The sequence below is a fragment of the Lentilactobacillus sp. Marseille-Q4993 genome (genome assembly GCF_951230165.1).
Lineage (GTDB): Bacteria > Bacillota > Bacilli > Lactobacillales > Lactobacillaceae > Lentilactobacillus.
This window is the reverse complement of the sequence record NZ_CATNVB010000001.1, coordinates 131735-156401: the sequence shown is the minus strand read 5'-3', so window position 1 is coordinate 156401 and position 24667 is coordinate 131735. Positions and strand designations below refer to the sequence as shown.

General features: G+C 39.0%; 23 protein-coding genes, 1 tRNA gene, 1 riboswitch and 1 other annotated feature (1 of these 26 only partly in view). Of the genes, 8 read left to right on the top strand and 16 right to left on the bottom strand.

The annotated features are described in order from the left end of the window. Positions 1 to 140: a binding site (T-box leader), on the bottom strand; it reaches 62 nt to the left of the window's first position. 100 nt (positions 141 to 240) lie between these two features. Together QOW94_RS00820 and mnmM are read left to right on the top strand one after the other, a co-directional pair. Further along, positions 241 to 870 carry a phosphatase PAP2 family protein gene (locus tag QOW94_RS00820; protein ID WP_283678148.1) on the top strand — a complete coding sequence of 210 codons (630 nt, stop codon included), beginning with the start codon at positions 241 to 243 and terminating at the stop codon, positions 868 to 870. After that, positions 867 to 1439, top strand: a complete 573-nt coding sequence (gene mnmM, locus QOW94_RS00815; RefSeq protein ID WP_283678147.1) for a tRNA 5-(aminomethyl)-2-thiouridylate-methyltransferase MnmM — start codon at positions 867 to 869, stop codon at positions 1437 to 1439. Before QOW94_RS00820 ends, mnmM begins: the two co-directional genes overlap by 4 nt. 4 nt (positions 1440 to 1443) lie before the next feature. Here the strand turns inward: mnmM and QOW94_RS00810 are convergent, their stop codons facing one another. Beyond that, entirely contained in the window at positions 1444 to 2931 is a 1488-nt protein-coding gene (locus QOW94_RS00810) for an MDR family MFS transporter (protein ID WP_283678146.1), read from the bottom strand. Between the two features lie 73 nt (positions 2932 to 3004). Next, positions 3005 to 4195, bottom strand: a complete 1191-nt coding sequence (gene metK, locus QOW94_RS00805; protein WP_283678145.1) for a methionine adenosyltransferase — start codon at positions 4193 to 4195, stop codon at positions 3005 to 3007. Continuing rightward, positions 4193 to 4274, bottom strand: a riboswitch (SMK box riboswitch). Its footprint overlaps the gene before it by 3 nt. Before the next feature lie 100 nt (positions 4275 to 4374). On the opposite strand from metK, the gene QOW94_RS00800 reads away from it, so the two are divergent. Next, positions 4375 to 5076 carry a hypothetical protein gene (locus QOW94_RS00800; protein ID WP_283678144.1) on the top strand — a complete coding sequence of 234 codons (702 nt, stop codon included), beginning with the start codon at positions 4375 to 4377 and terminating at the stop codon, positions 5074 to 5076. A 113-nt stretch (positions 5077 to 5189) separates the two neighbouring features. Continuing rightward, entirely contained in the window at positions 5190 to 5543 is a 354-nt protein-coding gene (locus tag QOW94_RS00795) for a hypothetical protein (protein ID WP_283678143.1), read from the top strand. Between the two features lie 23 nt (positions 5544 to 5566). Here QOW94_RS00795 and QOW94_RS00790 read toward each other — a convergent pair whose 3' ends face one another. Next, positions 5567 to 6460 carry a magnesium transporter CorA family protein gene (locus tag QOW94_RS00790; protein ID WP_283678142.1) on the bottom strand — a complete coding sequence of 298 codons (894 nt, stop codon included), beginning with the start codon at positions 6458 to 6460 and terminating at the stop codon, positions 5567 to 5569. Between the two features lie 65 nt (positions 6461 to 6525). Then, on the bottom strand, positions 6526 to 7875 hold the full coding sequence (locus tag QOW94_RS00785) for an amino acid permease (RefSeq protein ID WP_283678141.1): 1350 nt from the start codon (positions 7873 to 7875) through the stop codon (positions 6526 to 6528). A gap of 317 nt (positions 7876 to 8192) precedes the next feature. Here QOW94_RS00785 and QOW94_RS00780 point away from each other — a divergent pair, with 317 nt between their 5' ends. Next, positions 8193 to 8555, top strand: coding sequence for a hypothetical protein (locus QOW94_RS00780; RefSeq protein WP_283678140.1), 363 nt, complete (start codon positions 8193 to 8195; stop codon positions 8553 to 8555). A gap of 69 nt (positions 8556 to 8624) precedes the next feature. Here the strand turns inward: QOW94_RS00780 and QOW94_RS00775 are convergent, their stop codons facing one another. Further along, complete coding sequence (locus QOW94_RS00775) at positions 8625 to 9080, bottom strand: MarR family winged helix-turn-helix transcriptional regulator (RefSeq protein WP_283678139.1); 456 nt, start codon at positions 9078 to 9080, stop codon at positions 8625 to 8627. A gap of 182 nt (positions 9081 to 9262) precedes the next feature. Here QOW94_RS00775 and QOW94_RS00770 point away from each other — a divergent pair, with 182 nt between their 5' ends. Both QOW94_RS00770 and QOW94_RS00765 read left to right on the top strand, forming a co-directional pair. After that, positions 9263 to 10084 carry a LicD family protein gene (locus tag QOW94_RS00770; RefSeq protein ID WP_283678138.1) on the top strand — a complete coding sequence of 274 codons (822 nt, stop codon included), beginning with the start codon at positions 9263 to 9265 and terminating at the stop codon, positions 10082 to 10084. Positions 10085 to 10156: 72 nt separating this feature from the next. Continuing rightward, positions 10157 to 10465, top strand: coding sequence for a DUF960 domain-containing protein (locus QOW94_RS00765; protein ID WP_283678137.1), 309 nt, complete (start codon positions 10157 to 10159; stop codon positions 10463 to 10465). A gap of 56 nt (positions 10466 to 10521) precedes the next feature. Here the strand turns inward: QOW94_RS00765 and QOW94_RS00760 are convergent, their stop codons facing one another. The 10 genes from QOW94_RS00760 to cdaA all read right to left on the bottom strand — a co-directional run bounded on the left by QOW94_RS00760 (position 10522) and on the right by cdaA (position 21497). Beyond that, positions 10522 to 11835 (bottom strand): peptidoglycan recognition protein family protein, encoded by a 1314-nt coding sequence (locus QOW94_RS00760; RefSeq protein ID WP_283678136.1) that lies wholly within the window; start codon positions 11833 to 11835, stop codon positions 10522 to 10524. Between the two features lie 179 nt (positions 11836 to 12014). Beyond that, positions 12015 to 12086: transfer RNA gene (locus QOW94_RS00755), tRNA-Asn, on the bottom strand. An 83-nt stretch (positions 12087 to 12169) separates the two neighbouring features. Beyond that, positions 12170 to 12478, bottom strand: coding sequence for a hypothetical protein (locus tag QOW94_RS00750; protein ID WP_283678135.1), 309 nt, complete (start codon positions 12476 to 12478; stop codon positions 12170 to 12172). A 161-nt stretch (positions 12479 to 12639) separates the two neighbouring features. Then, positions 12640 to 13704 carry a teichoic acids export ABC transporter ATP-binding subunit TagH gene (gene tagH, locus QOW94_RS00745; protein WP_283678134.1) on the bottom strand — a complete coding sequence of 355 codons (1065 nt, stop codon included), beginning with the start codon at positions 13702 to 13704 and terminating at the stop codon, positions 12640 to 12642. Between the two features lie 142 nt (positions 13705 to 13846). Further along, on the bottom strand, positions 13847 to 14629 hold the full coding sequence (locus tag QOW94_RS00740; RefSeq protein WP_283678133.1) for a glucosaminidase domain-containing protein: 783 nt from the start codon (positions 14627 to 14629) through the stop codon (positions 13847 to 13849). 19 nt (positions 14630 to 14648) lie between these two features. After that, positions 14649 to 16124: a glycoside hydrolase family 73 protein gene (locus QOW94_RS00735; RefSeq protein WP_283678132.1), complete on the bottom strand. Its 1476-nt coding sequence runs from the start codon at positions 16122 to 16124 to the stop codon at positions 14649 to 14651. A gap of 189 nt (positions 16125 to 16313) precedes the next feature. Next, entirely contained in the window at positions 16314 to 18131 is a 1818-nt protein-coding gene (gene glmS / locus QOW94_RS00730; protein ID WP_283678131.1) for a glutamine--fructose-6-phosphate transaminase (isomerizing), read from the bottom strand. 188 nt (positions 18132 to 18319) lie between these two features. Continuing rightward, positions 18320 to 19666: a phosphoglucosamine mutase gene (glmM, locus tag QOW94_RS00725; RefSeq protein ID WP_283678130.1), complete on the bottom strand. Its 1347-nt coding sequence runs from the start codon at positions 19664 to 19666 to the stop codon at positions 18320 to 18322. A gap of 20 nt (positions 19667 to 19686) precedes the next feature. Continuing rightward, positions 19687 to 20652: a CdaR family protein gene (locus QOW94_RS00720; protein WP_283678129.1), complete on the bottom strand. Its 966-nt coding sequence runs from the start codon at positions 20650 to 20652 to the stop codon at positions 19687 to 19689. Beyond that, positions 20649 to 21497 (bottom strand): diadenylate cyclase CdaA, encoded by an 849-nt coding sequence (gene cdaA, locus QOW94_RS00715; RefSeq protein ID WP_283678128.1) that lies wholly within the window; start codon positions 21495 to 21497, stop codon positions 20649 to 20651. Before cdaA ends, QOW94_RS00720 begins: the two co-directional genes overlap by 4 nt. A 175-nt stretch (positions 21498 to 21672) precedes the next feature. On the opposite strand from cdaA, the gene QOW94_RS00710 reads away from it, so the two are divergent. Next, entirely contained in the window at positions 21673 to 22344 is a 672-nt protein-coding gene (locus tag QOW94_RS00710) for a DUF1361 domain-containing protein (RefSeq protein WP_283678127.1), read from the top strand. Between the two features lie 201 nt (positions 22345 to 22545). On the opposite strand, the gene QOW94_RS00705 is transcribed toward QOW94_RS00710, so the two are convergent. Further along, positions 22546 to 24660 (bottom strand): cation:proton antiporter, encoded by a 2115-nt coding sequence (locus QOW94_RS00705; RefSeq protein WP_283678126.1) that lies wholly within the window; start codon positions 24658 to 24660, stop codon positions 22546 to 22548. Positions 24661 to 24667: the final 7 nt, after the last annotated feature.

The following is a 24667-nucleotide window of genomic DNA, read 5'->3' as shown; positions in this document are numbered from 1 at the left end:
AACGGTGAGTGCCGGACTAGTTTACTTGGTTCGACTAGCCATTCTACGATGAGTTCGCCTGTTGCGGAATCTAGGTTCACAGCTACCACCTAGTTTCTTAAAAACCACTTCAAGTTACTATTTCGTATCGTCATTTTTCTTCGTGTAAAGTTATTGCTTTAATGCTATCAAAAGCTTGCTCAAAAATCAATATCACAAATGATATACTATAAATAATTATTGTTGTTAAGGAAGTCGATTATGAAACAAAACCATCGTCAATCATTCGCTATCATTTCTGCGGCCATACTGTTGGCTCTGTTATCAGTTCTTATAAAGCTACACGTCCACTGGATCACAAGCTTTGATACTACTGTTCAAACCTTTATTAGATCATCCATTGGTTTTAATGCTGAACCTGGGGTGGCTGCGTTTACCAAGCTCATGAACGCAACCGAAACTCTAATGATCGTGACTGTTTTAGTCCTCATTCTCTGGGTTCTCAAATATAAGCGGCAAGCAAAGTTTATCTTTATCAACGGAATTCTATTGGCGTATCCGGTGAACATCCTGTTAAAGGCCATTATCAACCGACCTAGGCCTACTCTGCAACACTTAGTCCACGTAAATTCGACTAGTTTTCCAAGTGGCCATGCAATGGCCGCCATGATCATTGCTGGTAGCATGATTATTATCTTAAACCAGCTAATGACCAACAAGCTGATCAAAGGTGCCCTAATCGTTGCCTTAGTTTGTTTTATTCTCGCCATCGGCATTTCAAGAATCTACCTAGGAGTCCACTTTCCAACTGACATTATTGGTGGTTACTTAGCCGGACTTATTGTTATTGAATTATCAAACGTAATTTACTTTCGGGAGGCCGCAAAATGAACACACTACATTCATCATTAGAATTTAGCCACGATATTTTAAAGGAAACCGTCACCCACGGGGATAACGTTATTGATGCCACTGTTGGCAACGGCAATGACACATTATTTCTAGCTCAACTCGTCGGTCAAACTGGCCACGTCTTTGGATTCGATATCCAAAAGCAAGCAATTGAAGCGACTAAATCTAAAATCGAAAGCTCCTTCGGTGTTGAAAACCAGGTCACCTTATTTAATCAAAGTAACGCTGAGATTGATAATTTGATTCCATTGGATACTGAGATTTCAAGTGCCATCTTCAATCTCGGCTACCTTCCCGGTGGCGATAAATCAATCATCACCACAAAGAGCGCTACGATTCCCGCAATTCAAGCATGCTTAAGTCGCCTCACTCCCCATGGGGTGGTGGTAATTGTCGTCTATTATGGCCATCCAGGTGGTGAAGAAGAAAAAGAAGCAGTTCTATCCTTTTGCCGGCAATTAGATCAAAAAAAGTTCAACGTCTTACAATACGGATATATCAACCAACAGCACAATCCACCCATTCTTTTGGGGATCGAAAAAAGGTAGACCACTACCGCGATTGCTGCTTATTAACGGCCGTTTTGCGATCAAAATAGTTAACCACGATTGCTAGGACGACAAGTACCAATGCCACAATGAACACGTTGTGTAGCGCACTATACAGAATCTCCCTTAATTTTGGCAGTAAATCGATTGGAAGTTGGTCCGCTGTCTTAGGGTTGATCAATTTATCAACCATCTTCATTGTTACCCCTTGTGAGGAAGCAACTTTACTCAGTAGTGTCATGTTCATGACGATTCCAAACACCGACATCATCAATGATTGCCCAAGTGTTCGGCAAAGCGTATTAAACGACGTTGCAACTCCTATCTGGTTATGGTCTACCTCGTTTTGAACGCTAATTGTTGACGTGGTAATTGAAATCCCAAATCCCGTCCCGCAAATAGCTGAGATAAGCAGGAAGCTAAAGAATGGCACTTCAGCGGGGATGATAACCATTATAACTGCCCCAATCAACACAAATACCAGACTAACATTAATAATGTGATATGGTCTTAAACGGCCAAGCATTTTACCCGCTATAAATGACCCACTAATCCACATTAATGAACTTGGGGTAACCGCAAACCCTGCCAAAGAAGCTTGCAACCCTAATATTCCCTGAGTCCAATCTGGCAAATAAACTTCATACCCAATTAAAAAACCACTAACTAACGCTGCAACTGCGTTTTGCGTGACAAATGTCCGGTTAGAGAATAATTCCATTGGTAAAATTGGACTATCTACTAGCCGCTCATTTCTAATGAATAATACCGTCGTTACAATTGCAACTAACGCGCAAGCTGCCATCATCTTCCAATCAATTGGTCGTTGGCCAATCAACTGGAAAACATACATAATCGATAAAAGCATCAGGGTCAGATAAACCATTCCCATAACATCAATTTTAGTCTTAGTTTTATCACGGTTTGGCTCCTTCAAAAATAGCGCAATCATCACCATCACAACTAAGCCAATTGGTAAATTGATAAAGAAAATCCAGTGCCAACTAAGATTATCAACAATAAACCCACCTAATAGCGGAGCGATAATTGATGCAATTCCCCACGAGGAGCTATTGAGCCCCAAAACCTGAGCCCTTTTTTCAAGTGGGAAAACATCAGCGATAATCGTGTTTGATACTGGCATGATTGAACCAGCTCCGATTCCCTGAACCGCGCGCCAAAAAATCAAAACAATCATCGAATGGGATAACCCGGACATTACCGAACCAATAATAAAAATGCTAATTCCAATTAAAAACATCGGTTTCCGGCCAATCTGATCTGCCAACTTACCATAAATCGGCGTGGCAATTGCGTTGGTTAGAAGAAAGATCGAGAAGACCCAGTTCATGAGGTCAACTCCCTTTAAGTCCCCAACAATCGTTGGCATTGCGGTTGATACAATTGTTCCTTCAACGGCACTCATAAAAGTTGCGATGAAGAGAGATGCTGTTACCAACGGAATATTCGTTTTATTTCGTCTTTGTTCCATGTACTAACCTCTTTCTGTAAGAAAAGAATAAAAAAACGCCCTTGCTTTCAAGGGCGTTTTGCATAAATGCTGTTTATAACTTGAAATAATCTTTTAACGCATCAACTTTATCAGTATGTTCCCACGGAAGATCAACATCCGTTCTTCCGAAGTGACCATAAGCGGCCGTTTGTTCATAGATTGGTCGGTTCAAATTAAGCATTTGAATAATTCCGGCTGGTCTAAGGTCAAACAATTCCCGAATAACTGATACAAGTGCATCTTCAGAAACCTTAGCCGTTTTAAATGTATTAACAGAAATTGAAACTGGTTCTGCCACCCCAATTGCGTATGCAAGTTGGACTTCAACTTGGCTTGCAAGGCCAGCAGCAACAATGTTTTTAGCGATATACCGAGCGGCATAGCTTGCTGAACGGTCAACCTTAGTAGCATCCTTACCAGAAAAGGCACCACCACCATGATGAGCATAACCACCGTAAGTATCAACAATAATCTTTCGTCCGGTTAAACCAGCATCCCCTTGGGGGCCACCGATAACAAACCGGCCAGTTGGATTGATCAAATATTTTGTTCGGTCATCGAGATACTTCGCAGGAATTACTTCCTTAATGATTTTTTCAATCACATCATGCCGAATTTTGTCTAATTCAATCCCATCATCATGTTGGGTACTTAAAACAACTGTGTCCACCCGAACGGGAACATTGTCATCATCATATTCAACCGTAACTTCTGCCTTGGCGTCAGGACCAAGATAAGTCAACTCGCCGGTCTTTCGTAACTGAGCTTGCTTTCTCATCAGCTTATGACTCAATGAAATTGGCAATGGCATCAACTCTGGCGTTTCGTTAATTGCATAACCAAACATCAAGCCTTGATCTCCAGCCCCAATTTCATCAAGCGGATCCTTGTCACCCTCACGGCGTTCAAGGGCTTCATCAACGCCTTGAGCAATATCTGGTGACTGTTCATCGATTGCTACCATTACAGCACAAGTATCGCCGTCAAAGCCATACTTACCACCTGTGTAGCCAATCTTCTTAATTGTGTCACGAACCACTTTCTGGATATCCACGTACGCGGTTGTTGATATCTCACCAAACACGAGCACTAACCCAGTAGTAACTGAAGTCTCACAAGCGACCCGTGCATTCGGGTCCTGTCTAAGCAATTCGTCCAAGATTGCATCACTAATTTGATCCGCAATCTTATCTGGATGTCCTTCCGAAACTGATTCAGAAGTAAATAAATGTCGTTCTTGCATTTTGTTTCCCCCATCTAATTGATTTGGTTACAAGGCTTCTTCACCGTCAAGTGAATCCTATCGGGAACTCATAACTCTCATATGTTATCACAAAAAAGTACCTTTTTAAACAGCAAAAATGAACCATTAAGCCAAAAATAGTTTAGAATGGTTATGTTACTGAAATTTGGAGGGAAACTATGAATCAGCGTTACCAGACAGTTTTATATCACGCAATCAAAATATTGATTCCATTTCTAGTGTGGCTCCTGTACGCCCAGATTCCCATCTCAACCTATCTTTCAAATTCTATTTTAAGATGGTCGTTGATCATTGCCATCGGCCTATCAATGCTAATTGGCCAGGTTTTTATGGCAAAACCTAATCTATTACTGATTATCATCACGGATGTTGTCATCGGATTCGTAGCACTTAAAGTCCTACCTTCTGTCGGCATCTTAAATCTATCACTGCTAATATTCGGAGTCGTCATTGCAAACCTTTTTTCACTCACGACCTTCATTTCTGAAGCTCACTGCATGTGGATCATCTACTCACTAATCAGCGGCCCTGGAGTTGTTCTAATTTTCCACTTTGCCCAGAACCATTACATCACTATTTTTTCACTAATGAATATTATTCTGTTAATATTTTCTAACGCTCTTTTCTCATTCCCATTCTTTATAAAAAAGCCAAGTTACGTGTTTGTTGGGGCAATTCTGGTAATGAATATCTTATTAATGACCAATCTACCATTTACCACTTGGAGAATAATCGGGGCAACTGTTCTATCCATTGCGTTTATCTTCATTGAGTCACAGTTACGAGCGACTCACTATAAAACCAAGACTGATATCACTTACATCGCCCAATTGATCTATACCTTGTTTTTATTTATCTAAAAAATTACGGTTTTCTAAATAAAATTAATATTTCGCAAAGCTCTGTTATTACTTGGTTTTTAAAAGCAATTGCATGCTAAACTAAATTTGTAATTTAGAAAGCGGTGAATGCCTTGAACATTAAAGTAGTTGGGGATATTCGTACCGGTAAATTTCAACCATCGTTAACTGGCAACCCAATTGTGGATGATGCTCTGCTTGAAAATTTTTGTCTTAATCTGAGAGATCGACTCGTAGCAAACCAAATCAATCTCCCAGTCAAGCCGGATCACTTTTTCACAACGATAGCCGAAAACGACGACATCATCCTAATGGACGAGGAAATAACCCAGTACTTCTCGAATGAACAGATGCCAAACCTGCGACTGATTCAAGTTAATCATAATGACTTGATTCATGGCGATGTTTCAACAATATCCCAAAAAATTTTCAACCTAATCAAACAAAAACTGCAAGGAGTTGAGTAATCCTCAATCCTCGCAGTTTTTTATTACAACTTATTATTTTTTCTAAGGTAAACGTACATGATTAGCATTAATCCAAAAGTGATCACCAATGTTATGACCCACGCAGTAGGCTGGGTAGCTAACGGCAACTTAACGTTCATTCCGTAAAATCCTGATACGATTGTGGGAATCGCCAACAGTAGCGACCAAACCGTCAGGAACTGCATCGTCTTGTTCAGCCGATTGTTAAGCATATTCCCAAAGGTTGATTCAAACTCCGATGCGACATTTGACACGATTTCATAACCATGCTGGCACTGATTATACTCAACTTTAAGGTCAGCAACTCTTTGAATCACCTCTGAATTACTAGCCATTGGAAAGTTCGTATCTGCGGTAACCATATCATCAAGTTCATCAATGGCAAGTGAGTTCCCCGTGGTTGCCGCCCGTAAGTAGACCAGATTTTGCTTCAAATTAGATAATTCATCTAGTCGTTGATTGGAAACATTTCCCCGGCGGGTTTCAATTCTCTCAGCCAAATTGCTCAACTCTTCAAGTTTGTCAAAGAATGGTGATATCAATGAGTTCAAAATTTGAAAGATTAGGTCAGTGATATTGTCTTGTTGGGGTAACTCTTTGATCACCCTGTTTTGCTCACTGTCATGACACACCGTAATCAGTAATGACCGATTAAATCCAATGAACACTGGACTAGTTATCTTGCCGTGACTATTATCGGTCAAGCCCCTAACAACTAAAACTCCAAATTCTGCAACTCGTTCATAGTCGGCCCGAGGTTGCTCCCTAGCATCAAGCATGTAGTTGATAAACTTTGGCGGTACTCCTAGTTTATCCATTTCCGACTTCAACTCACTAGCTTCAGGACTAACCGCACTGAGCCACTTGAAATGAGCACTTTCCTCAACGTTAATCATTCTTGTTCCCCCGTGACAACAGTTTACCTAAATTATACTATTTGTAATTACGATTGGTATATTTACTAGTTTACCTTCTTCTTATTCACACTTAATTGGTAAATAATAAATAGTAACGCAACCGAAACTAGAGAAATAATCATTGCTACCCGAGTTGATTTAGTAATCAATAGAAAAATCAAAACTCCTGAAAAGAAGATGATTGCCAGATAATCACTTAATGGGTATAAGGGCATTGGAAATATTTTTGACCCTTCTTTATGCGCTTTACGATACTTAACATGAACGATCAAGAGAATAATCCAAACGACCACAAAATTAATAGTCGACACACTTGATACTAAATCAAACACCCCATCGGGCATAAAATAATTCAACACCACAATTACTAGTAAGAACATTGTGGAAACGTTCAGAGCAAGGTTTGGCACCCCATTCCGAGATACTTTAGTCAGGAATGAAGATGCATTACCACCCATGCCTAAAGCATACATAGTCCTGCTAGTACTAAACAAACAACTATTAGTGGCAGAAATTGCTGCGGTTAAAACAACAAAATTTAAAATTCCAGCCGCGCCGACAACACCAATGCCAGAGAAAACTTGAACGAACGGGCTAACCGTTGGATTGATCTTGTTCCATGGATAAACACTCATAACTGCAATCATTGAACCCACGTAGAACAAACCAATTCTAATCGGTAAGCTATTGATTGCCTTTGGTAAATTAACCTCTGGATTGTCAGTTTCACCAGCAGTCAAACCAACCATTTCAATTCCAACGAAGGCAAACACAACCATTTGAAATGACATTAGGAAGCCAGAAAATCCGGTTGGAAAGAATCCACCATGATTAAACAAATTTGCAAATGATGCGGTCGAAGCTTGGACCTTAACCTGAAAGATTGCAAGAACAAAACCAACAATTACTAGTAAAATAATTGCAACCACCTTGATCATTGAGAACCAGGTCTCCATCTCACCAAACAGTTTGACATTAACCATGTTTGCCATAAACAATAATAGCAAGATTACTAACGGCCCAACCCACTGCGGCACACTTGGAAACCAAAACCGAATATAGATTCCAGTCGCCGTTAAATCAGCCATTGCCAAACTGATCCAACAAAACCAATACATCCAGCCAGCAATGAATTCCCACCGATCACCGAGGTATTCCTTGATAAAATCCAAAAAAGAATGCTTTGAACTATCAGACAAAAGTAATTCTCCAATTGCCCTCATTAACAGAAAACAAAAGACACCAACAATCAAGTAGGACAAAATAATCGATGGCCCTGATTTTCTGATGGCACTTGACGAGCCAAGAAATAGCCCAGTTCCGATTGCTCCACCAATTGCAATCATCTGAATATGTCGACTCTTTAAGGATCGTGATAGCTTTTGATTCTCCATTTAATTTCCTCCATTCAAAATAAAAAAACACCCCTGGTTACTTAAATAACCAGGGGCGTTTTAAACGCGGTTCCACCCATTTTTTACAATAATTTATTGCCTTCATGAAAGCTGATAACGGTAGCTACCGATAAATGCCATTTTAGCGTTGGTCGAATTTCAGCGATATCGACTTCTCTGTTAACAACGTAACACCAATTATATTAAAGAATTGTCAATTGTCAAGAATAACTTAATTTTGCAAATTCACATTTTTTATTGTTTAATGGAATTTGATTAGTTGTGAAGTACATAAAAATTGATGTAGGAGGATATTCATGAGCGGAAAAATTCCAACTTTTAATGAACATCAATGGCAGCAAGCTCAACAGGCGGTAGCTGACGAATATGAGGAATACCTTGAATTGCTAAGAAAAAACGGCGTTGATTATACAATAAAGCACGCCCGCCAACTTCTAATCTACCAAGATTTACTGGCAGAATGGAATCACAAATTATCAACGGTTACTTCTGACCTTGAGGAAAACAAGTTTGCGCTTAGCATTTTTGACGATTTAAAGAAACAAAAGAAAAGCTTATTGCTTCAACGAGGATATGAGCACATTGCCAAATGGCCGGATTTTAATCCCACACCCTTGACTTTGTGGCTCGAACTTGCTGAAGACGTCGAGATTCTATAAAAAAAGATTGTGATGTCCGTTCAACAAAGCTTAACTGGAAAAGCAAAGTTGAATAACTCACAATCTTTTTTATCCCTCTGGTGGAAAGTTTTGCATCTCGGTTGAGGCAAAATCTTTAATAAAACCAATAATTTCTTTTGCTCTGTCCTCACCGTAGTGGGTAAGCCACCGATTGAATCTTTGGGTAATAAGGTCATATACCTTTCGCTCTACTTCTTGACCGCTTGGTGTCAAGTGAAGATATAAACGTCGCCTATCACTTTCGGCAGGCTTTTGGTAAATATAATCATGCGAAAGCAGAACTTTGATCTGCCTTGAAATTGCACTTCTGGTAACCTTTCGCTCAGAAGCAATATCCATAAGCGAAACGTCCTTTCTGTCAGCAATCGTGTGGAGAATCAAAAACTGCTCAAAGGATAAACCGTACTTTACAGCCGGCTCTGAAACGAAACTATCAAGATATTTAAGCGATGAAAGATATACATCAATCGCCTCTGTAAGCAATTCTTCGTTTGTTCTGCTCATAACAAGTCACCGTTTCCCATAAATATTGTTAACACTGTTATTATAAAACCCATAAGTGATGGATTCAATTAAAGAGTCACAGTGTTCGTTTTTCATTCCAGTATATTCTAAGACAAAATTTTGTCCGCACTATATAATATAAACGGTATGCTTATATAAAATCAACAGCAAAGGTGAAAAAGATGGTAGAAATCACAAATAAAGTTCAGCAAATTGAGCTTAATTCCTTTAAGAAATTAAGTTCTATCCTTGATGCCAACGGGATTCCTTACTATGCCATCGGCGGAACTCTTTTAGGGGCAATTCGCCACCAGGGATTCATTCCATGGGACGATGATATGGACATCGCCTTATTACGGCCTGATTATGAAAAGCTATTGGTCATCTTACCCGAAATATTGATAAATGATCACTATTTTTTACAAACACCGTTCAGTGACGAGAATTACGCTCTAAGTTACGCCAAACTCTTGGATCGTAACACGTACATTGAGGAGAAAAACAACTACAATGACGCAAAAAAAGGCGTCTTTATTGATATTTTCCCAATTGATAACATTCCGGAATCTCAGCTTAGACGTCAAAAGCAAATTACTGAAATCAAACGTTTGGATAGTCGATTATATCTAAAATTACGGTATAACTTTATTGATAATCCCATCAAAAAACTATACTCTCCACTTTCATCCGAGCAACTTGATACGGCCTTAGAGTTTAAGCATAATCGGGAACGGGCAATGAAGACATACAACAATTTAAAAGACCATTTTGCTTTAAAAAACCTTGCCTCTCAATACGATTACGAGAAGGAACTTTTTACCGAAACAGAACTGGGAACCCCACTTGAAGTACCGTTCGAAGACACTACTATTAAGGTCCCAGCAGAGTATAGTTCAGTTTTAACCAGACTTTATGGCGACTATAATGAATTACCGCCAGAAAATCAGCAAAATTCAAAACACATTACCAGACTAATATACGATAATCAGGAGTTTCTCCGTTAGTATAACTTGCAAAAAGCCAACTAGTTTGGTAACTTGAAAACCAAGAAGACATATAATACCGAGGTGAATAATATGTTTGATCGAACTCATGCTCGCTTTGCGAGTTATAACGTAGTGTCAGTCATGCCAGATGAAACTATCGACAATGTTTGGTTCTTGATTGATAATAATTTACAAGGGGTCTTTCCCCTCTCAAACTTAGTGACATTCAATTTGGTAAACAATGACCAGCGTTTATCTTATGATTTTATTCAAGATAACGAGCTTGTTGCCACATTTGATAGTCCGTACCCCTTCAACACTGATTACCCCAAAACAATTGTCGTGTACGACAGTGGTGACCAGCAACTGATAGCAACTCCAAATGAAGTAAATTTATAGAAAACAAATTAAAAAGAAGAATTTCAACAAAATTGAAATCCTTCTTTTTTTATGCCCTATGCTAGGGCTTGCTCGCAAACCCAATAAGTATTATTACCATCACTAAATCGGTACCAGTTGGTGGTTCCCTTGGAATGGGATTTCAACCCCACTTTACTAGCCTTGAATGTTTTACCAAGCAGGCTAGCTGTTGAACCAGTTACCTTAGATAGATAAGCACTATTGTACACGTGGTTTCTTAGTGCATATTTACTTGATTTGATAGTTATTTTTTTATTACTATTCGAATAGGACACAGGATTGAAAGATAATGCCTTTGAATACATCCAATATTTTTTGGCGGTGGAGCTCTTACTAAATCTAATTCGGTACCAAGTCGAGCTACCATTCTTTTTAGCCCGGCCATCAACATACACTTTCTTACCTGAATATAGATTAAGGCCCCAAAAACTGTACTGCTTTACGTTATAGCCTGAACCCTTAACGTGATTATACAAACGGTATTTAGAATAACTCCCAGATAGTTTTGCGGTTTCATTGCCTTGACCCTTGTAGTATTTAATAGTCGGAGTCGTTGGCGTGGTGGATACCTGAGAAGAGCTTTCAGATGAACTGGTTGCCGAATCAACCTTATCATTATTAACAGCAACATCGTCCTGATCAGTGGTTGAACTGCTTGTACTGCTATCGTCACTGTTGTAATAATGCTTAACCAGTGCATAAAAGTCACTCATCGTATAAGGAGAGCCAAAATACTTGTTTCCATTAGCTGCATAATAGCCATCCGGGTCTCCGTGGTCAGTTCCACCTAAAAAGGTTGAAACGGCCTTGTGCGACCATACAGAGCCATTTCCATCGCTTGCTGCGTTATTCAGTGGCAAGTTATATTGATGTAGCATCTCAGCGGTATAATTTGCGGCGTTATTGACCTCTTTGGCAAACGCATCCTTACTATGAACCTCCACCTGTTCAAACTGAATAAACCGACCATTTCCGGGATAACCACAACCCCAAGAAAGATAATTTGGATTGGCAATCGCAATTACCCTGGAAGCATCAACAAAAGTATGAACAAACGCATTTTGATAATTATTTTTCATATATGCGATTTCATTATAAATTGTTGAGTTAGGGTTCGCAGTTTCATGAACCACTACCCCATTGGGCTTTTTATTCGCAGTCAGATAATTATTCTTTGGAAATCCAGACCAAATTTGACTTGTAACTTTTGCAGGCTGCAGATTATTATCCAACACATAATTATTAACTGCCGAAGCAGATGAACTAATCGAACCTAAAGAGCCAATCACAACCCCCCCAAGAGCAAAGCCGACTCCAATCACTAGTTTTACTAATCCCTTTTTATTCAAAATAAGATCCCCCAGTATTGCTATTTTAATTATATTTCTAAACTCGAAACGGTATTTGTATCGTAACATATAGCCGACAATTTGAGGACTGATAATTATCCAAACAACAAAAAAGCTAAGAAAACTTAAACAGTTATCTTAGCTTCATTGAAAACATTAAAGTGTCGATTTTATTCCTACTGCTCCGGCTGGGCTCGAACCAGCGACCTCTTGATTAACAGTCAATTATTCTACCACTGAACTACGGAGCAATATGCTTTAATAAGGCATGTAATATTTATACCATATCTATGAATAAATCACAACTATTTATAAACATTTTCCAACTATTTTTTCATCCAATGTGATTTTCTTTCAGAATAACCGCAATCTCATTCTTCATTTCATCAGTCTTGGTCCACTCTTCGAAGTGATCCATATTTTCATCAGGCATAACAAAATTCTCATTAATATATTTTTCGTATTTTGCCACATGAGCAGAATGGGGAATGTTCAATTGTAAAATCCTAACTTCCTTTATAAATCCTCTTTCGGCGGCTAATTCTGCGCGACCGTTTTGGACCATATTACTGATTTCAACGTATTTAGTACCATCATTTCTGGTAATTTCTTCAATTAGAGTTAATACTTCATTGCTTTTCAAAATTATGATTCCTCCTAGACTCATTCAATTATACAAAAAAAGACTAGCAGTGGAAAGACTGCCAGTCCTATTAGAGAGAAAGAGAATTGATTAAGAGGTATCTTGTACCCAATTTCTAATTTACAACTATTTGTAAGCGCTGTCAACGACTTACTTCTATGCTATGGTAAGTGTAAGAAGCTAGTTGGGTGAAGTAATAAACTAGGATCACCAAGAACGCTAACAATCGAATGCCCTGACACGTTCACCAGGCAAAGAAAAACAACCGCTGCAAGGACGACCCATGTAAATAACTTGTTTGCTAATGACATCTTTTCAGAAATAACGGATCCATAAAATCGCTTCTGAATTTTTGCAGGGATACTACTATCATTGGGATTTTTGGCTTGTTCTTGCTCTGTAACATCCTTTTGGTATTTTTGAATACTGAAGTTTTTTTGAATTGTTTTTCGCTCTTTTTGGAAGGCTTTCTTTTCCTTCTTACTTAGTGACTTGAACCATTCAGTAAACTCACGGTACTTTGCAGTTACTTCTTGAGTTTCACCCACCATTTTAAGTTCACCATAGTTGATCCAGGCAACCTTATCACACAACATTTTGATTTGCTTTAAAGAGTGGCTAACGAAGATAATCGTTTTGCCTTCCTTTTTGAATTCGGTAATCTTATCCACACATTTTTGATAAAAGGTATCATCACCGACAGACAAAGCCTCATCAATAATTAAAATATCTGGATTAATGTGAACCGCGATTGCAAATCCCAACCTTGACTTCATACCACTAGAATAGCTCTTAACAGGTTGATCCACGAAATCACCAATATCTGCAAACGAAATAATGTCTGGCATCATCTCATCAATTTGCTTGTTAGTTAATCCCTGCATCAATGATTTCAATCGGATATTTTCGCGACCCGTCAAATTATTTCTTAGTCCAGCACGAATAGCAACGATTGACGTATCTCCACGAACGTCAACAGTTCCTGTGGTAGGTGGAATAATCCCAGAAATTATATTTGATAAAGTTGATTTACCTGAACCGTTAACACCAATCAAGCCTAACGTTTCTCCCGGATTGATGGTTAGTGATACTCCCATTAATGACCAAAAATGAGGCACTTTTTTCTTTGAAATGGCAAAAAATGATTTCAACTTTTCTGATTGAGTTTTGAAAAGTTCATATTCCTTTGTAACGTTTTCGACTTTTACTTTGTACTCTTCTTGCATTTTAAAAACTCTCCTAATGTTTAGGGATCTAAAACAACCACCCCATTATACCAGAACTGACCTAAAATGGAGGAAGAACCAAGATTGGTTTAACCGAATCTCAAAGTTCTACCCCCAAATTATGTGGTTAATTCAATTACCATTACTTTTTGAGCTCCAACGAAGGTAAAGCAATGTGAATTTTATCTTTAATTTGCTTTTGTGATTGTTTATTCTTAAAAACCTGTTCAGCTTGAATAATTATTTTTCGATTAGTAATTTTGGAGGGCATACTCGACTCTTGTGCTTCCGTTTCCCTCTTTTTGGTAGTGGTTAATTGCTTCTTTAATTCTTGGGCAATCTGATCGTTAACACTGACAGAAGTGGTTTCACCATCAAGCTTTTCTAGATGGTACTTCTTAATCAAATGGTTCAATTTGTGGCCATACGCCATATCCGTAGCGTATTTTTGCGATAATGCATATGCAGCGTCGCTCGCGCTTAAAGTATTAGTTGTCCAAGTCCCTGAATAATAATCGGGGTCATCACTTGTACCGTGTCTAAGCAAATACGCATTATCTTTTATTGAATCAAGAATCGTTGGATATTTTTTGAATTGAGCAGAGATAGTTACTGTTTTACCGTCAGACTTCATTTCCTGGGTTCTCATGGTAACTGACTCACCATCGTAGTTTCCCTTCACTCCAAAAAAATTATTTGCTTCAATTGATAAATCTGATTGACCAGAATTACTCTCTAACATTGCTTGAGCCATCATCACAGATGCGTATAAATGATTTTCCCGGCTCACCTGAATAACCGGATCCTTCATTATATTGATAAAATCAGTTTCAACGGACGCCCTAGCATTATTGGTAGGTGATGCAACAAACCAAATCATTCCAAGTAACAGAGTTACTATCGCCCCAAATAATTTACGTTTCATTTACAAGTGTTAATCCTCCTTATGATACGTACGTAGCTGAAATCCAGTATTGATTACCTTTTGCATTAGCAATTCGGTACCATACCGTTTTCATATCAAGTGAGTACGCAACCATATTAGTTTTGACAGTCTTTTTAGTTGAAAACCCGGCCTTACTAGCAGTAGTCTTTTTAACCTTAACTCCCTTTTCGGGAACGTGGTCATAAACAACTGCTCGGGAATTGTATAACTGTTTATTGGCCTTATCTTTAAGATAAATTACTTTTGATGAGTACGATTCAACCGCAGTTGACTTAACCCATCCCTTTTTTCCTGAGAAAGAGATTCGGTACCACAGCTCACCAGTTTTGATATTATCCTTAACACCAATCTTATCCACATTATAACGTGAATTTCGTTTTAAAGCATCGACATTTTTGATTGCCTTAGCTACATAACTAGTTCCGTACATATGATCATAGATTTTTTGTTTTGAATCAACATTTACGGTTAATTTTCCATTTACCGATGAATAGTAGGTATTAGGAAAAGAAAGAACTGGGGAATAAACCCAGAACTTCTTTGATTTGTTATTCTTGTAAAATCTAATTCGATACCAGCTAGTATTACTGCCTTGTTTGACACCACGCATGTCTACGTACACCCAAACTGGTTTAGTAACGTTTAACTGCCTAAAAGTATACTTCTTTTCGTTCTTGTTAGCACCCTTAACATGATTGTAGACATAGTATTTTTTGAACGAATTAGAAAGCTTAACTAGCTGGTAAGAATCACCACCGTAATACTTAACCTTGGCTAGTGGTTTAGGTGTGGCACCATGCGCAGCGGTTGTAGTATTTTGATTTACTGTTGATGAGCTAACACTTGCCGAACTTGATGATGAGCTACTTGTACTAGTCGAGTTGGAGCTAGAACTAGAACTAGAGCTTGCACCGTCTATCAGCTTGTCCAACTGGTATTGTTGAATAACTGAGATCAAAACCGCCCCATAGTTTGGTGCCGTTGCATACCTGTTAGTCAAAAAATTAGCCGCATCAGCATACGTTGCAGCATTTTCTTTCCATGTGCCGGAGTAATAACTTGGATTCCAACTTGTTCCATTCCGCAAAGTATTCCCATTGTCCGCGAATGATGCATAGGCGGTTGGATATTTCTTGAAATTTGCATTAATGTTTTCAACTTGCCCATTTTCGTCATACTCAAACGTCGGCATTGAAACAGATTGGCCGTTATATGCTCCCTTAATACCGAAGAAGTTATTGGCTTGCTGCGTCAATTGACTTTGACCCCATGCACTTTCAACTCCTGCTTGAGCCATCATAACTGAACCATAAAGTCTGTACTTGCTTGATGCTTTCTTTACGTCACTTTTGTATGTACTAATAAATGTTGATTGTGTGCTCGCCTCAGCTTTAACACCCTGACCAGCAGCAACTAGTAAAGGCACTAAACAAGCGACTGATGTAAGAATTTTAATAATCGTCTTTTTATTCAAATGTTCCACCCCTCAGAAACTATCTACGTCAATAATATTAAATTTCATCTAAAAAATGAACCTTTTGAACCTTTTTTTCGGGTTATCCACCCAAACTTATAAAAACCCTAATAATTGCAAAAAAAGAACCTTCAATTGTGAAATTGAAAGTTCTCTCGTTTTACTGAACAAAGTAATGCTTATTATAAATTATTCAACCGTAACACTCTTAGCAAGGTTTCTTGGACGATCAACGTCTAATCCCTTGTTCAAACTAGTATAGTATGCCAACAATTGAGCAGGCACAACACTCAAAAGTGGGGTGATCATTTCGTCGATATCTGGAATGACGATAGTATCGTCTTCCTTCTTCAAACCATTTCTAACAATGGTTAGTGTGATTGCCCCTCTTGATTGAGTTTCTTGCAAGTTGCTTCTAGTAAGGCCTGCTGTCTTCTTTTGGGTGATGATTCCAACAACTGGAGTACCTTCTTCGATCAAAGCAATCGTTCCGTGCTTTAATTCACCTGAAGCAAATCCTTCGGCTTGAACATAGGAAATTTCCTTAAGCTTCAGCGCAGATTCCAACGAAACCGTTTGGTCAATACCACGACCAATGTAGAAAGCTCGATTTGAGTTAACAAAATATTGATCTGCTAATTTCTCAATCGTTTCTTTCTCATCGATGATTGCTTGCATTCCAGTGGCTACTAAACCAAGTTGTTGCCGAATATCAAAATCTTCTGCAATAACTTGCTCCTTTGCTACCCCAACCGCTTTTGCCAAAATTGCTTCAACGGCAATTTGAGCAGTGTAGGCCTTAGTTGAGGCAACCGCGATTTCTGGACCGGCATTCAAAAGAATTGTGTAGTTAGCTTCACGAGAAAGAGTTGAGTTGACAACGTTTGTAATCGTTAAGCTCTTGAATCCTCTTGCGTTGACGTTAACCAACACTTCACGACTATCAGCAGTTTCACCACTTTGTGACAAGAAGATAAAGAATGGATTTTTAGTCAACAATGGATCGTCATAAGCAAACTCAGAGGCAACGTGGACTTCAGTTGGAATGTGTGTTAGTTTCTCAAACATCTTCTTACCAACCAATCCAGCATGGTAACTAGTACCAGCACCAACGATGTGAATTCGGTCAGCATTCTTTAATGCTTCTATGATCTCTGGGTCAATATCAGCGTCCCCAGATTCCTTAGTGTAGGCTTGGGCCAACTTTCGCATTACATTTGGTTGCTCATCGATTTCCTTGAGCATGTAGTATGGGTATGTTCCCTTGTCAGTATCTTGGGCATCCATGTCAACGTGGAAAGTGTCACGAGAAACCGCATTGCCGTCCATGTCTTCAATTTCAACTGACTTAGGCTTAATTGTAACAACTTCACCATCATGGAGCTCTAAGAACTCGTGAGTGACGTTGAGCATTGCTAGGGCGTCAGAGCAGACAACATTGCACTCCTCACCGACCCCAATCAATAATGGGCTCTTATTCTTAGCAACATAGAGAGTGTCAGGATCTTCGCTATCAACAAGTAAGAAAGCGTAAGATGATCCTTCCAATAATCCTAATGTTTTGATGAAGGCATCTTTAGTATTAAGGCCCTCAGTACGAACAAACAAATCAAGTAGCTGAACAACAACTTCAGTATCAGTTTGACTTTCAAATGAAACATCACTCAAATATGAGGCTTTTAATTCTTTAAAGTTTTCAATAACCCCGTTATGAACCAAGTAAAAACGGTGATCTTCAGAGTACTGTGGATGAGCATTAGCCACGCTAACAACCCCATGGGTTGCCCAACGAGTATGACCAATTCCTGCAGTCCCGTGAACTTCTGGGCCAACCGCCTTCTTTAAATCAGCAATTCTACCCTTTTCTTTAACAAGGTAATCCTGACCGTTTAGATCATTAACATAGATTCCAGCAGAATCATATCCCCGATATTCCAATTTTTGGAGTCCTTCTAATAAAATTGAAACAGCATTATCATTACCTGTTACTCCAACAATTCCACACATATTATTTTTCTCCTAACCTAATCAATATTGGTATAGACATCAATTAGCATTTACTTTATTAATGCAACATGTATAATCTACCGAATTTTGAAATGAATGTCAATCTTTTTCACCGTATTGGTATACCATCTTAAAACAATTCAATTATCTTTGATGGCATAAAAAAAGGCCCGTATACGGGAACCCTTTTAGATGCCAATCTCTGCCTTAACAACGTCGGCAATCGCATCGGTATATTTATTTACTAGTTCTTTTGTTGGAGCTTCAGTCATCACCCGAAGTAGTGGTTCAGTTCCACTTGGCCGAACAAGAACCCGACCGTCACCGTTCATTTCTTTCTCAACTTCAGCGATTGACTGTTTGATTTTGTCATTATCTAATGCATGCTTTTTATCGCTGACCTTAACGTTGACCAACTTTTGTGGGTACTTTGTCACTTCGTTAGCTAGCTCAGAAAGTTTCTTACCAGTAACCTTCATTACAGTTAACAATTGCAAACTAGTAAGCATACCATCACCAGTCGTATTGAAATCTAGGAACACGATGTGGCCTGATTGCTCACCACCAAGGTTGTAACCATTCTTGTTCATTTCCTCAACAACGTAACGATCACCAACCTTAGTCTTAACACTAGTCAATCCATTTCGCTCCATTGCTTTGTACATCCCAAGGTTACTCATCACAGTAGTAACGATGGTGTCCTTCTTCAATCGGCCACGTTCTTCCATGAACTTACCACAGATGTACATGATTTTGTCACCATCAACAATTTCACCATTTTCATCAACGGCAATACAACGATCACCATCGCCATCAAAAGCTAAACCAGCTTGGGCACCCTTTTCAACCACAAACTTTTGAAGTTGTTCTGGATGAGTTGAGCCAACGTGGTCATTAATATTTAAACCATTTGGATTGGTAGCAATCGTTTCAAAATCAATTCCAAGGTCAGCGTACAAAGTAGTAACAAGCTTACTGGTTGAGCCGTTTGCAGAATCAACACAAATATTCATTCCAGACAAGTCATCAGAAATCGTCTGTTCCAGAAAATGGATATATTTTTGACTTCCTTCAAGATAATCGCCAGAAACTCCTAGCCCATCGGCTGCAGGCCTTGGTAAAATATCATCGTCTTTCTCAAGGATTGCCTCAATTTCTTCTTCCATTTGATCAGATAGCTTATACCCGTCGGAACCAAAGAATTTGATACCGTTATACTCAACCGGGTTATGCGAAGCAGTGATCATAACCCCAGCGTCAGCTTCCTGGTTACGAACCAAGTAAGCAACCCCTGGCGTCGTAATTACACCAAGATTCAAAACCTCAATTCCAACTGATAATAGGCCAGCAATCAAAGCCTCTTCAAGCATTTGACCAGAAATTCTCGTATCCCGAGCTACCAAAACTTGTGGTTGGTCCCGACTTGAATGGTGGGTTAGAACGTATCCACCCGCACGACCACACTGAAACGCAAGTTCAGGGGTTAATTCTTTGTTTGCTACTCCCCGAACACCATCTGTACCAAAATACTTCATTACTTCATCCTCATTTCGAATTAATCATTTTGACGTGAAATTTTCACTTTAATTGTTGACTGTTCAAATCCAGCTACTTTGTTTAGCTTTGCATCTAAATCAACGGTTTTTGTTTTTTCATCCGCAACATCGCTCGTATCAACTTCCACAACTACTCGTTTGATGTTATTTAGTTGCTCAGAAGTACCAAACACCCTAACGCGTTTTGTAGTTGATGTTAACTTGAATTTATCTGATTTACTTTGAACCCCACGGCTCTTCAACGACACTGGAACCTCTTTGCTTTTTCCTGCCGAAATTGGTAGGTTTACGTCTGCCGTAGCCGGAGTAATAACAACATTAACCGTCTTATCCTTTGAATCCAAGGCCTCAATAATTGCTTGGCTTTGAATTGATGTTCTTGCATCTTGCGGGATATTAAGTTGGGCAACCACCCGTTTGATCTTATTGATCTCGTCAGAAGCACCAGTAATTTTGACGTTTTTCACATCAGCACTAGCCTCACCTGTCTTATAACCTGGCGCAACATTTTGCTTATTATACTTAACAGAAAGTGGATAAGTTACCGTCTTTCGAGGTTGAATATCAACTGTAATTGTAGTCGGCTCAAATCGATACTTAATCTCAGAATTAAGCCCCTCTTGTTGAATTCGAACCTTATGTTTACCAACTGATAGCTTTGATAGATCAGCGTAAGCTTTAAAATTTTGGGTGTTTGCTGTAGTTGTTACCAATGCTGATGGTCCGGTCAGCCGAATCTTAACTCTTTGCGGATACCCATTAACAAAGTATTTATTACTATTGACCGTCAGGGACAACGGAACGGAAAAAGATTCTGACTTATCTGAGGTCAACCTGGTGATTTGATTGTTGCCTCGAGATGATTGAGAGTTTGTCTGGGTACCGTCGACGTAAATAAACAGCAGTCCGGTAAGGAAGAGGGCCATCAACCGGTAAGTCCAGTTACTAAGCAAGAATTTTTTCATTCACTCTTCCCTCCCCGAAAGTGACTCTCAATAAAGTGTGTAATCGTAACGATTGCATTTCGATGCTCAGGTTCAGAGTCATCCTTTATCAATTGATCGCGTAAATATTTAATATAGTCTTCCTGAGTCATCCCTCGAAGAAGCTCGTTATTTTGAGTAATCGAAACCTCGCCAGTCTCTTCAGAGATAACTATTGTTAAAGCATCAGTCAATTCAGAAATTCCAACTGCAGCTCTATGTCTAGTACCCAATTCCTTTGGAATCAAATTACTCTGAGATAGTGGTAAATATGCCGCAGCCACAGCAACTCGGTTATTCTTAAGGATTACCGCTCCATCATGAAGTGGAGTATTAGGAATAAAAATATTGATCAACAATTCGCCAGTGACGTCCGCATCAATATCAATACCAGTCTCAATATACTCTTCTAGACCAGTATTCATCTGAATCGTCATTAGCGCTCCGATTCTTCTCTTTGACATATATTGGATGGCTTTATCTAGTTCAGAAATCAGCTTTTCCGCAGCCTTATTTTCACGTTTGCTTTTAACGAACAACGAACCGCGACCGATATGTTCCAATCCTCTCCGAATCTCAGGTTGAAATATAATAATGATTGCAATAACTCCCCAATTAAGTACCTGATCAACTACCCAGGACATCATCGTAAAGCCTGCCCAGACACTGACCAACTTAATCAAAGCAATTAGAATAATTCCCCGCAAAAGCTGAACTGCTTTGGTTCCTTTGACCAAAAGAATCAATTTATAAATCACAAACCAAACCACTGCGAAATCAACTAGCTTGATCAGGCTTTGAATTGAAATTATATCTGTCCAGTTCATCTCAAACTCCTTTTAAAATTGCTCACCCATTTATTATATCATTCAACCATTGCAACTCCTAATCAGATCAAAGTTCTGCACCGATTTTTAAGTAAGTTATAAAAAATATTAGTCTTTTTCAATATTAGTGGTAATTTTAGTCAAAACATTGTTTAATAGAATTCGGTTAGGAGGAATGGGATTGAGTAAAAAAGCAAAATGGGCCGTTAGAATTATATCTATTTTATGGTTGGCCTTCCTCTATCTTCGACTAAAGAATCCTCCGTTTAATTTTTTAGTGCTTAACACATTTTTGGCACTAATTCCGATTGAATTAAGCTTCCATTTAGGAGTTAAGAAGCCAAAAAACTCCATTTTATTCTGGATTTTATTTATAATTTGGATGCTCTTTTATCCAAATACCCCCTACTTATTAACGGATTTATTCCACTTATCGTTGCTAAACCCTTACGGGACTAACGGACTTCTTCGGCTAGACAACCAGATGTGGCTTAACTTCACCTTACTGTTAGTTTCAGCGTTATTCACTACGATTATTGGTATGTGGGGTGTAAAGACGATTTCCAGAGCGATAGCCGTTAAGCTACATCTACCTACCCTACTTGGTTCAAATTTAGTCGTTTTATTGATAACATTGTTATCTTCAACGGGAATTTTTATCGGTAGATTCTTAAGAATTCACACAATTTACTTGTTCCTTACGCCGGAACAATTCATCAATCCATTATTGAATATGTGGAACCGAAGTACCATCATTTTTATTATTTTACTTACTGTGGTACAACTTGTTTTCTACTATACGCTTGAGTTAATAGTAAAATCAGATGACACTTTAAATAATGAGTAGTGGCTAGGACATAACTAGGTAAATCAAAATAAAGTAACGATAAATTTCATTCTCTTGAAATTTATCGTTACTTTTTTGTTTTCATCCAAATCCTTGCTACACTCAGTACCCATCAGAACTGAGCCCTAGTATTCATGGTTCTCAACTGCTGTTGGTCTTGCTGGGGCACTAAGACAAAATCAAAGTTTTCTGTAATGCTCCCTACTCTGTTCTCTGATAGTTCATTATCAAAACTGACTCTGAATAATTGATGTTCTGCCTTAAATGAGCCGCCATGCGCCAGTCAATCTTACCTTGCTCAAGTAAAATTTGAACCCCTTCCCGCTCAGCAGCTAAAGCTTTGATTCGTAAGTTATGATAGCTCATATTATGTTCTTTACGACCTCGTTTGGTCTTCTCTTTCGCAATTTCAATTTGATTACGATAGTGAATTACTAAGTGGTACACCGACTGGCCGTCAAATCTATCATTATCAATATCATCACGCTCAAAATATTCAGATAATGCTTTAATTGCTTCTTTTGATTCTGCTATTTGAATTTCAGCAAGCTCCTCGGATAAGTTTGGATCATCGACGCGATTGATCATCCATAATCGCAATCGACCCTTCACTTGAGCAACGCGTTTCTTAACCCTTAACCCTAACTGAAAACGTGGCGAATGACCCTCCGAGTGCATCAAGTGATTGTCTTGATTAACCAACTGGGCACCAGCAATATTATAGGCTCGCTTAGTTATTTTATCAGCCGTGTATAACCTTTCAAGGGCTTCACGTTCACCATTCAACGCCACCCGTCTAAGGGCCAATTCATCAGAAATCACTGCAGCCATATTATTGGAATTATCCTGTTGAAATTCAAGGCGCCTAATCATAAACTGGTAATCCAAAATCAAATCATAAGCTTCTCGCTGATTAGAATCTCGCCGTTGCTCCTCAATTCGGTTGATTGCCAACCTCATCAGGTAAATTCTAGCAGCAGTATCGGTTATAAAGCTGTCATTATCCACTGTTGGTTCTTCCTTATCAACATCAGAACCATCAACGTTTGAACCACGGGTAAGTAATGGTGCTTTATTCTCGGAAATCAGTGGTAACGTGATGGTTGCAACTATCAAACTGATTAGGATTACAAACGCAGCAATAAACAACGCAAGGGCCCGAGATGGAAATTTATCACCGTTGCCGACTACCATTGGCAGTGATAAAACTCCGGCCATCGTTACCGCACCCCTAACTCCAGAAAGGCCAGCCAATACGGCAGCCTTAAATGGATGCATCATCGATTTACCATGAGTGATAGCTGTTCCAACAATCTGGTAAAGATAAATCCAAACTACCCGAATAATTAAAATAATTAACCAGGCAACAAAGGACAAGCCAATTGCACCAAAAGTATTGATCTTATCATTCTGGATAATTTCAGTGGTTGCAAACGGTAACTCAATTCCCAAAATAACAAACACAATTCCGTTTAACGTATAGATTATAATGTCCCAAGTCCGTTCGCTAACCAGAGTAAGTTCCGGTTGGCTGTAATCAATTACCCCACCAAAAAAGTGAAATACGATTCCGGCCGCCACCACTGCAATAACTCCAGAAGCGTGAAAAAGCTCTTCTGTAAGTAAATACACTGCAAATGGCGTTAACATTTGTAACACCGTATTAAAAATCACATCGTTGATTCCCTGTCTAAATAGCCAGTTTTGAATCACAATAACGAGCGTGATAATGACCACTCCGCTTAGGAAACCAACAATACTAATATAGAAAAAGTCAATTGCGGCTGCCTTGATTGAGAATAATCCGGTTACCGTAGCAGCAACCGCATATTTAAAAGCAATCAAACCAGAGGCGTCGTTAATCAAACTCTCACCGTTAACCAGGTGAAGGACCCCTTCTGGTAGTTGAACTCGTTTGGAAATGGATTGAACCGCAACGGGGTCAGTTGGGGATAGAATTGCTGCCAAAGCGAAACTAACTGAAAGAGGCATTGTCGGAATAACTTGGTGAAACAACAATCCCCCTATCGCAGTAGTTAAAAACACCAACAGAATAGCATTCCCTAAAATTGGGCCTCTAAGCTTCCAAAGCTCCTGTTTAGGAAATTTCCGACCATCGTTGAACAGCAATGGGGCAATGAACAACAGCAAAAACCAATCCGTTTCTAATGGGATTGATGTATGTAAAAAAAGGGCCGCCCCTAATCCAAAGGCAACCTGAATCAAACTAACCGGAACGGCCGGAATGAAGTGATCGACCACATTGGATAGTAAGACGATTCCAATTAATAAAATAACCGCTTCTAGGATGTGCAATTGAGCG

Excerpts from the sequence above, each read along its gene's own strand:
- QOW94_RS00820 (WP_283678148.1), top strand. The coding sequence starts at position 241 with ATGAAACAAAACCATCGTCAATCATTCGCTATCATTTCTGCGGCCATA.
- mnmM (WP_283678147.1), top strand. The coding sequence starts at position 867 with ATGAACACACTACATTCATCATTAGAATTTAGCCACGATATTTTAAAG.
- QOW94_RS00810 (WP_283678146.1), bottom strand. The coding sequence starts at position 2,931 with ATGGAACAAAGACGAAATAAAACGAATATTCCGTTGGTAACAGCATCT.
- metK (WP_283678145.1), bottom strand. The coding sequence starts at position 4,195 with ATGCAAGAACGACATTTATTTACTTCTGAATCAGTTTCGGAAGGACAT.
- QOW94_RS00800 (WP_283678144.1), top strand. The coding sequence starts at position 4,375 with ATGAATCAGCGTTACCAGACAGTTTTATATCACGCAATCAAAATATTG.
- QOW94_RS00790 (WP_283678142.1), bottom strand. The coding sequence starts at position 6,460 with ATGATTAACGTTGAGGAAAGTGCTCATTTCAAGTGGCTCAGTGCGGTT.
- QOW94_RS00785 (WP_283678141.1), bottom strand. The coding sequence starts at position 7,875 with ATGGAGAATCAAAAGCTATCACGATCCTTAAAGAGTCGACATATTCAG.
- QOW94_RS00780 (WP_283678140.1), top strand. The coding sequence starts at position 8,193 with ATGAGCGGAAAAATTCCAACTTTTAATGAACATCAATGGCAGCAAGCT.
- QOW94_RS00775 (WP_283678139.1), bottom strand. The coding sequence starts at position 9,080 with ATGAGCAGAACAAACGAAGAATTGCTTACAGAGGCGATTGATGTATAT.
- QOW94_RS00770 (WP_283678138.1), top strand. The coding sequence starts at position 9,263 with ATGGTAGAAATCACAAATAAAGTTCAGCAAATTGAGCTTAATTCCTTT.
- QOW94_RS00765 (WP_283678137.1), top strand. The coding sequence starts at position 10,157 with ATGTTTGATCGAACTCATGCTCGCTTTGCGAGTTATAACGTAGTGTCA.
- tagH (WP_283678134.1), bottom strand. The coding sequence starts at position 13,704 with ATGCAAGAAGAGTACAAAGTAAAAGTCGAAAACGTTACAAAGGAATAT.
- QOW94_RS00740 (WP_283678133.1), bottom strand. The coding sequence starts at position 14,629 with ATGAAACGTAAATTATTTGGGGCGATAGTAACTCTGTTACTTGGAATG.
- glmS (WP_283678131.1), bottom strand. The coding sequence starts at position 18,131 with ATGTGTGGAATTGTTGGAGTAACAGGTAATGATAATGCTGTTTCAATT.
- glmM (WP_283678130.1), bottom strand. The coding sequence starts at position 19,666 with ATGAAGTATTTTGGTACAGATGGTGTTCGGGGAGTAGCAAACAAAGAA.
- QOW94_RS00720 (WP_283678129.1), bottom strand. The coding sequence starts at position 20,652 with ATGAAAAAATTCTTGCTTAGTAACTGGACTTACCGGTTGATGGCCCTC.
- cdaA (WP_283678128.1), bottom strand. The coding sequence starts at position 21,497 with ATGAACTGGACAGATATAATTTCAATTCAAAGCCTGATCAAGCTAGTT.
- QOW94_RS00710 (WP_283678127.1), top strand. The coding sequence starts at position 21,673 with ATGGGATTGAGTAAAAAAGCAAAATGGGCCGTTAGAATTATATCTATT.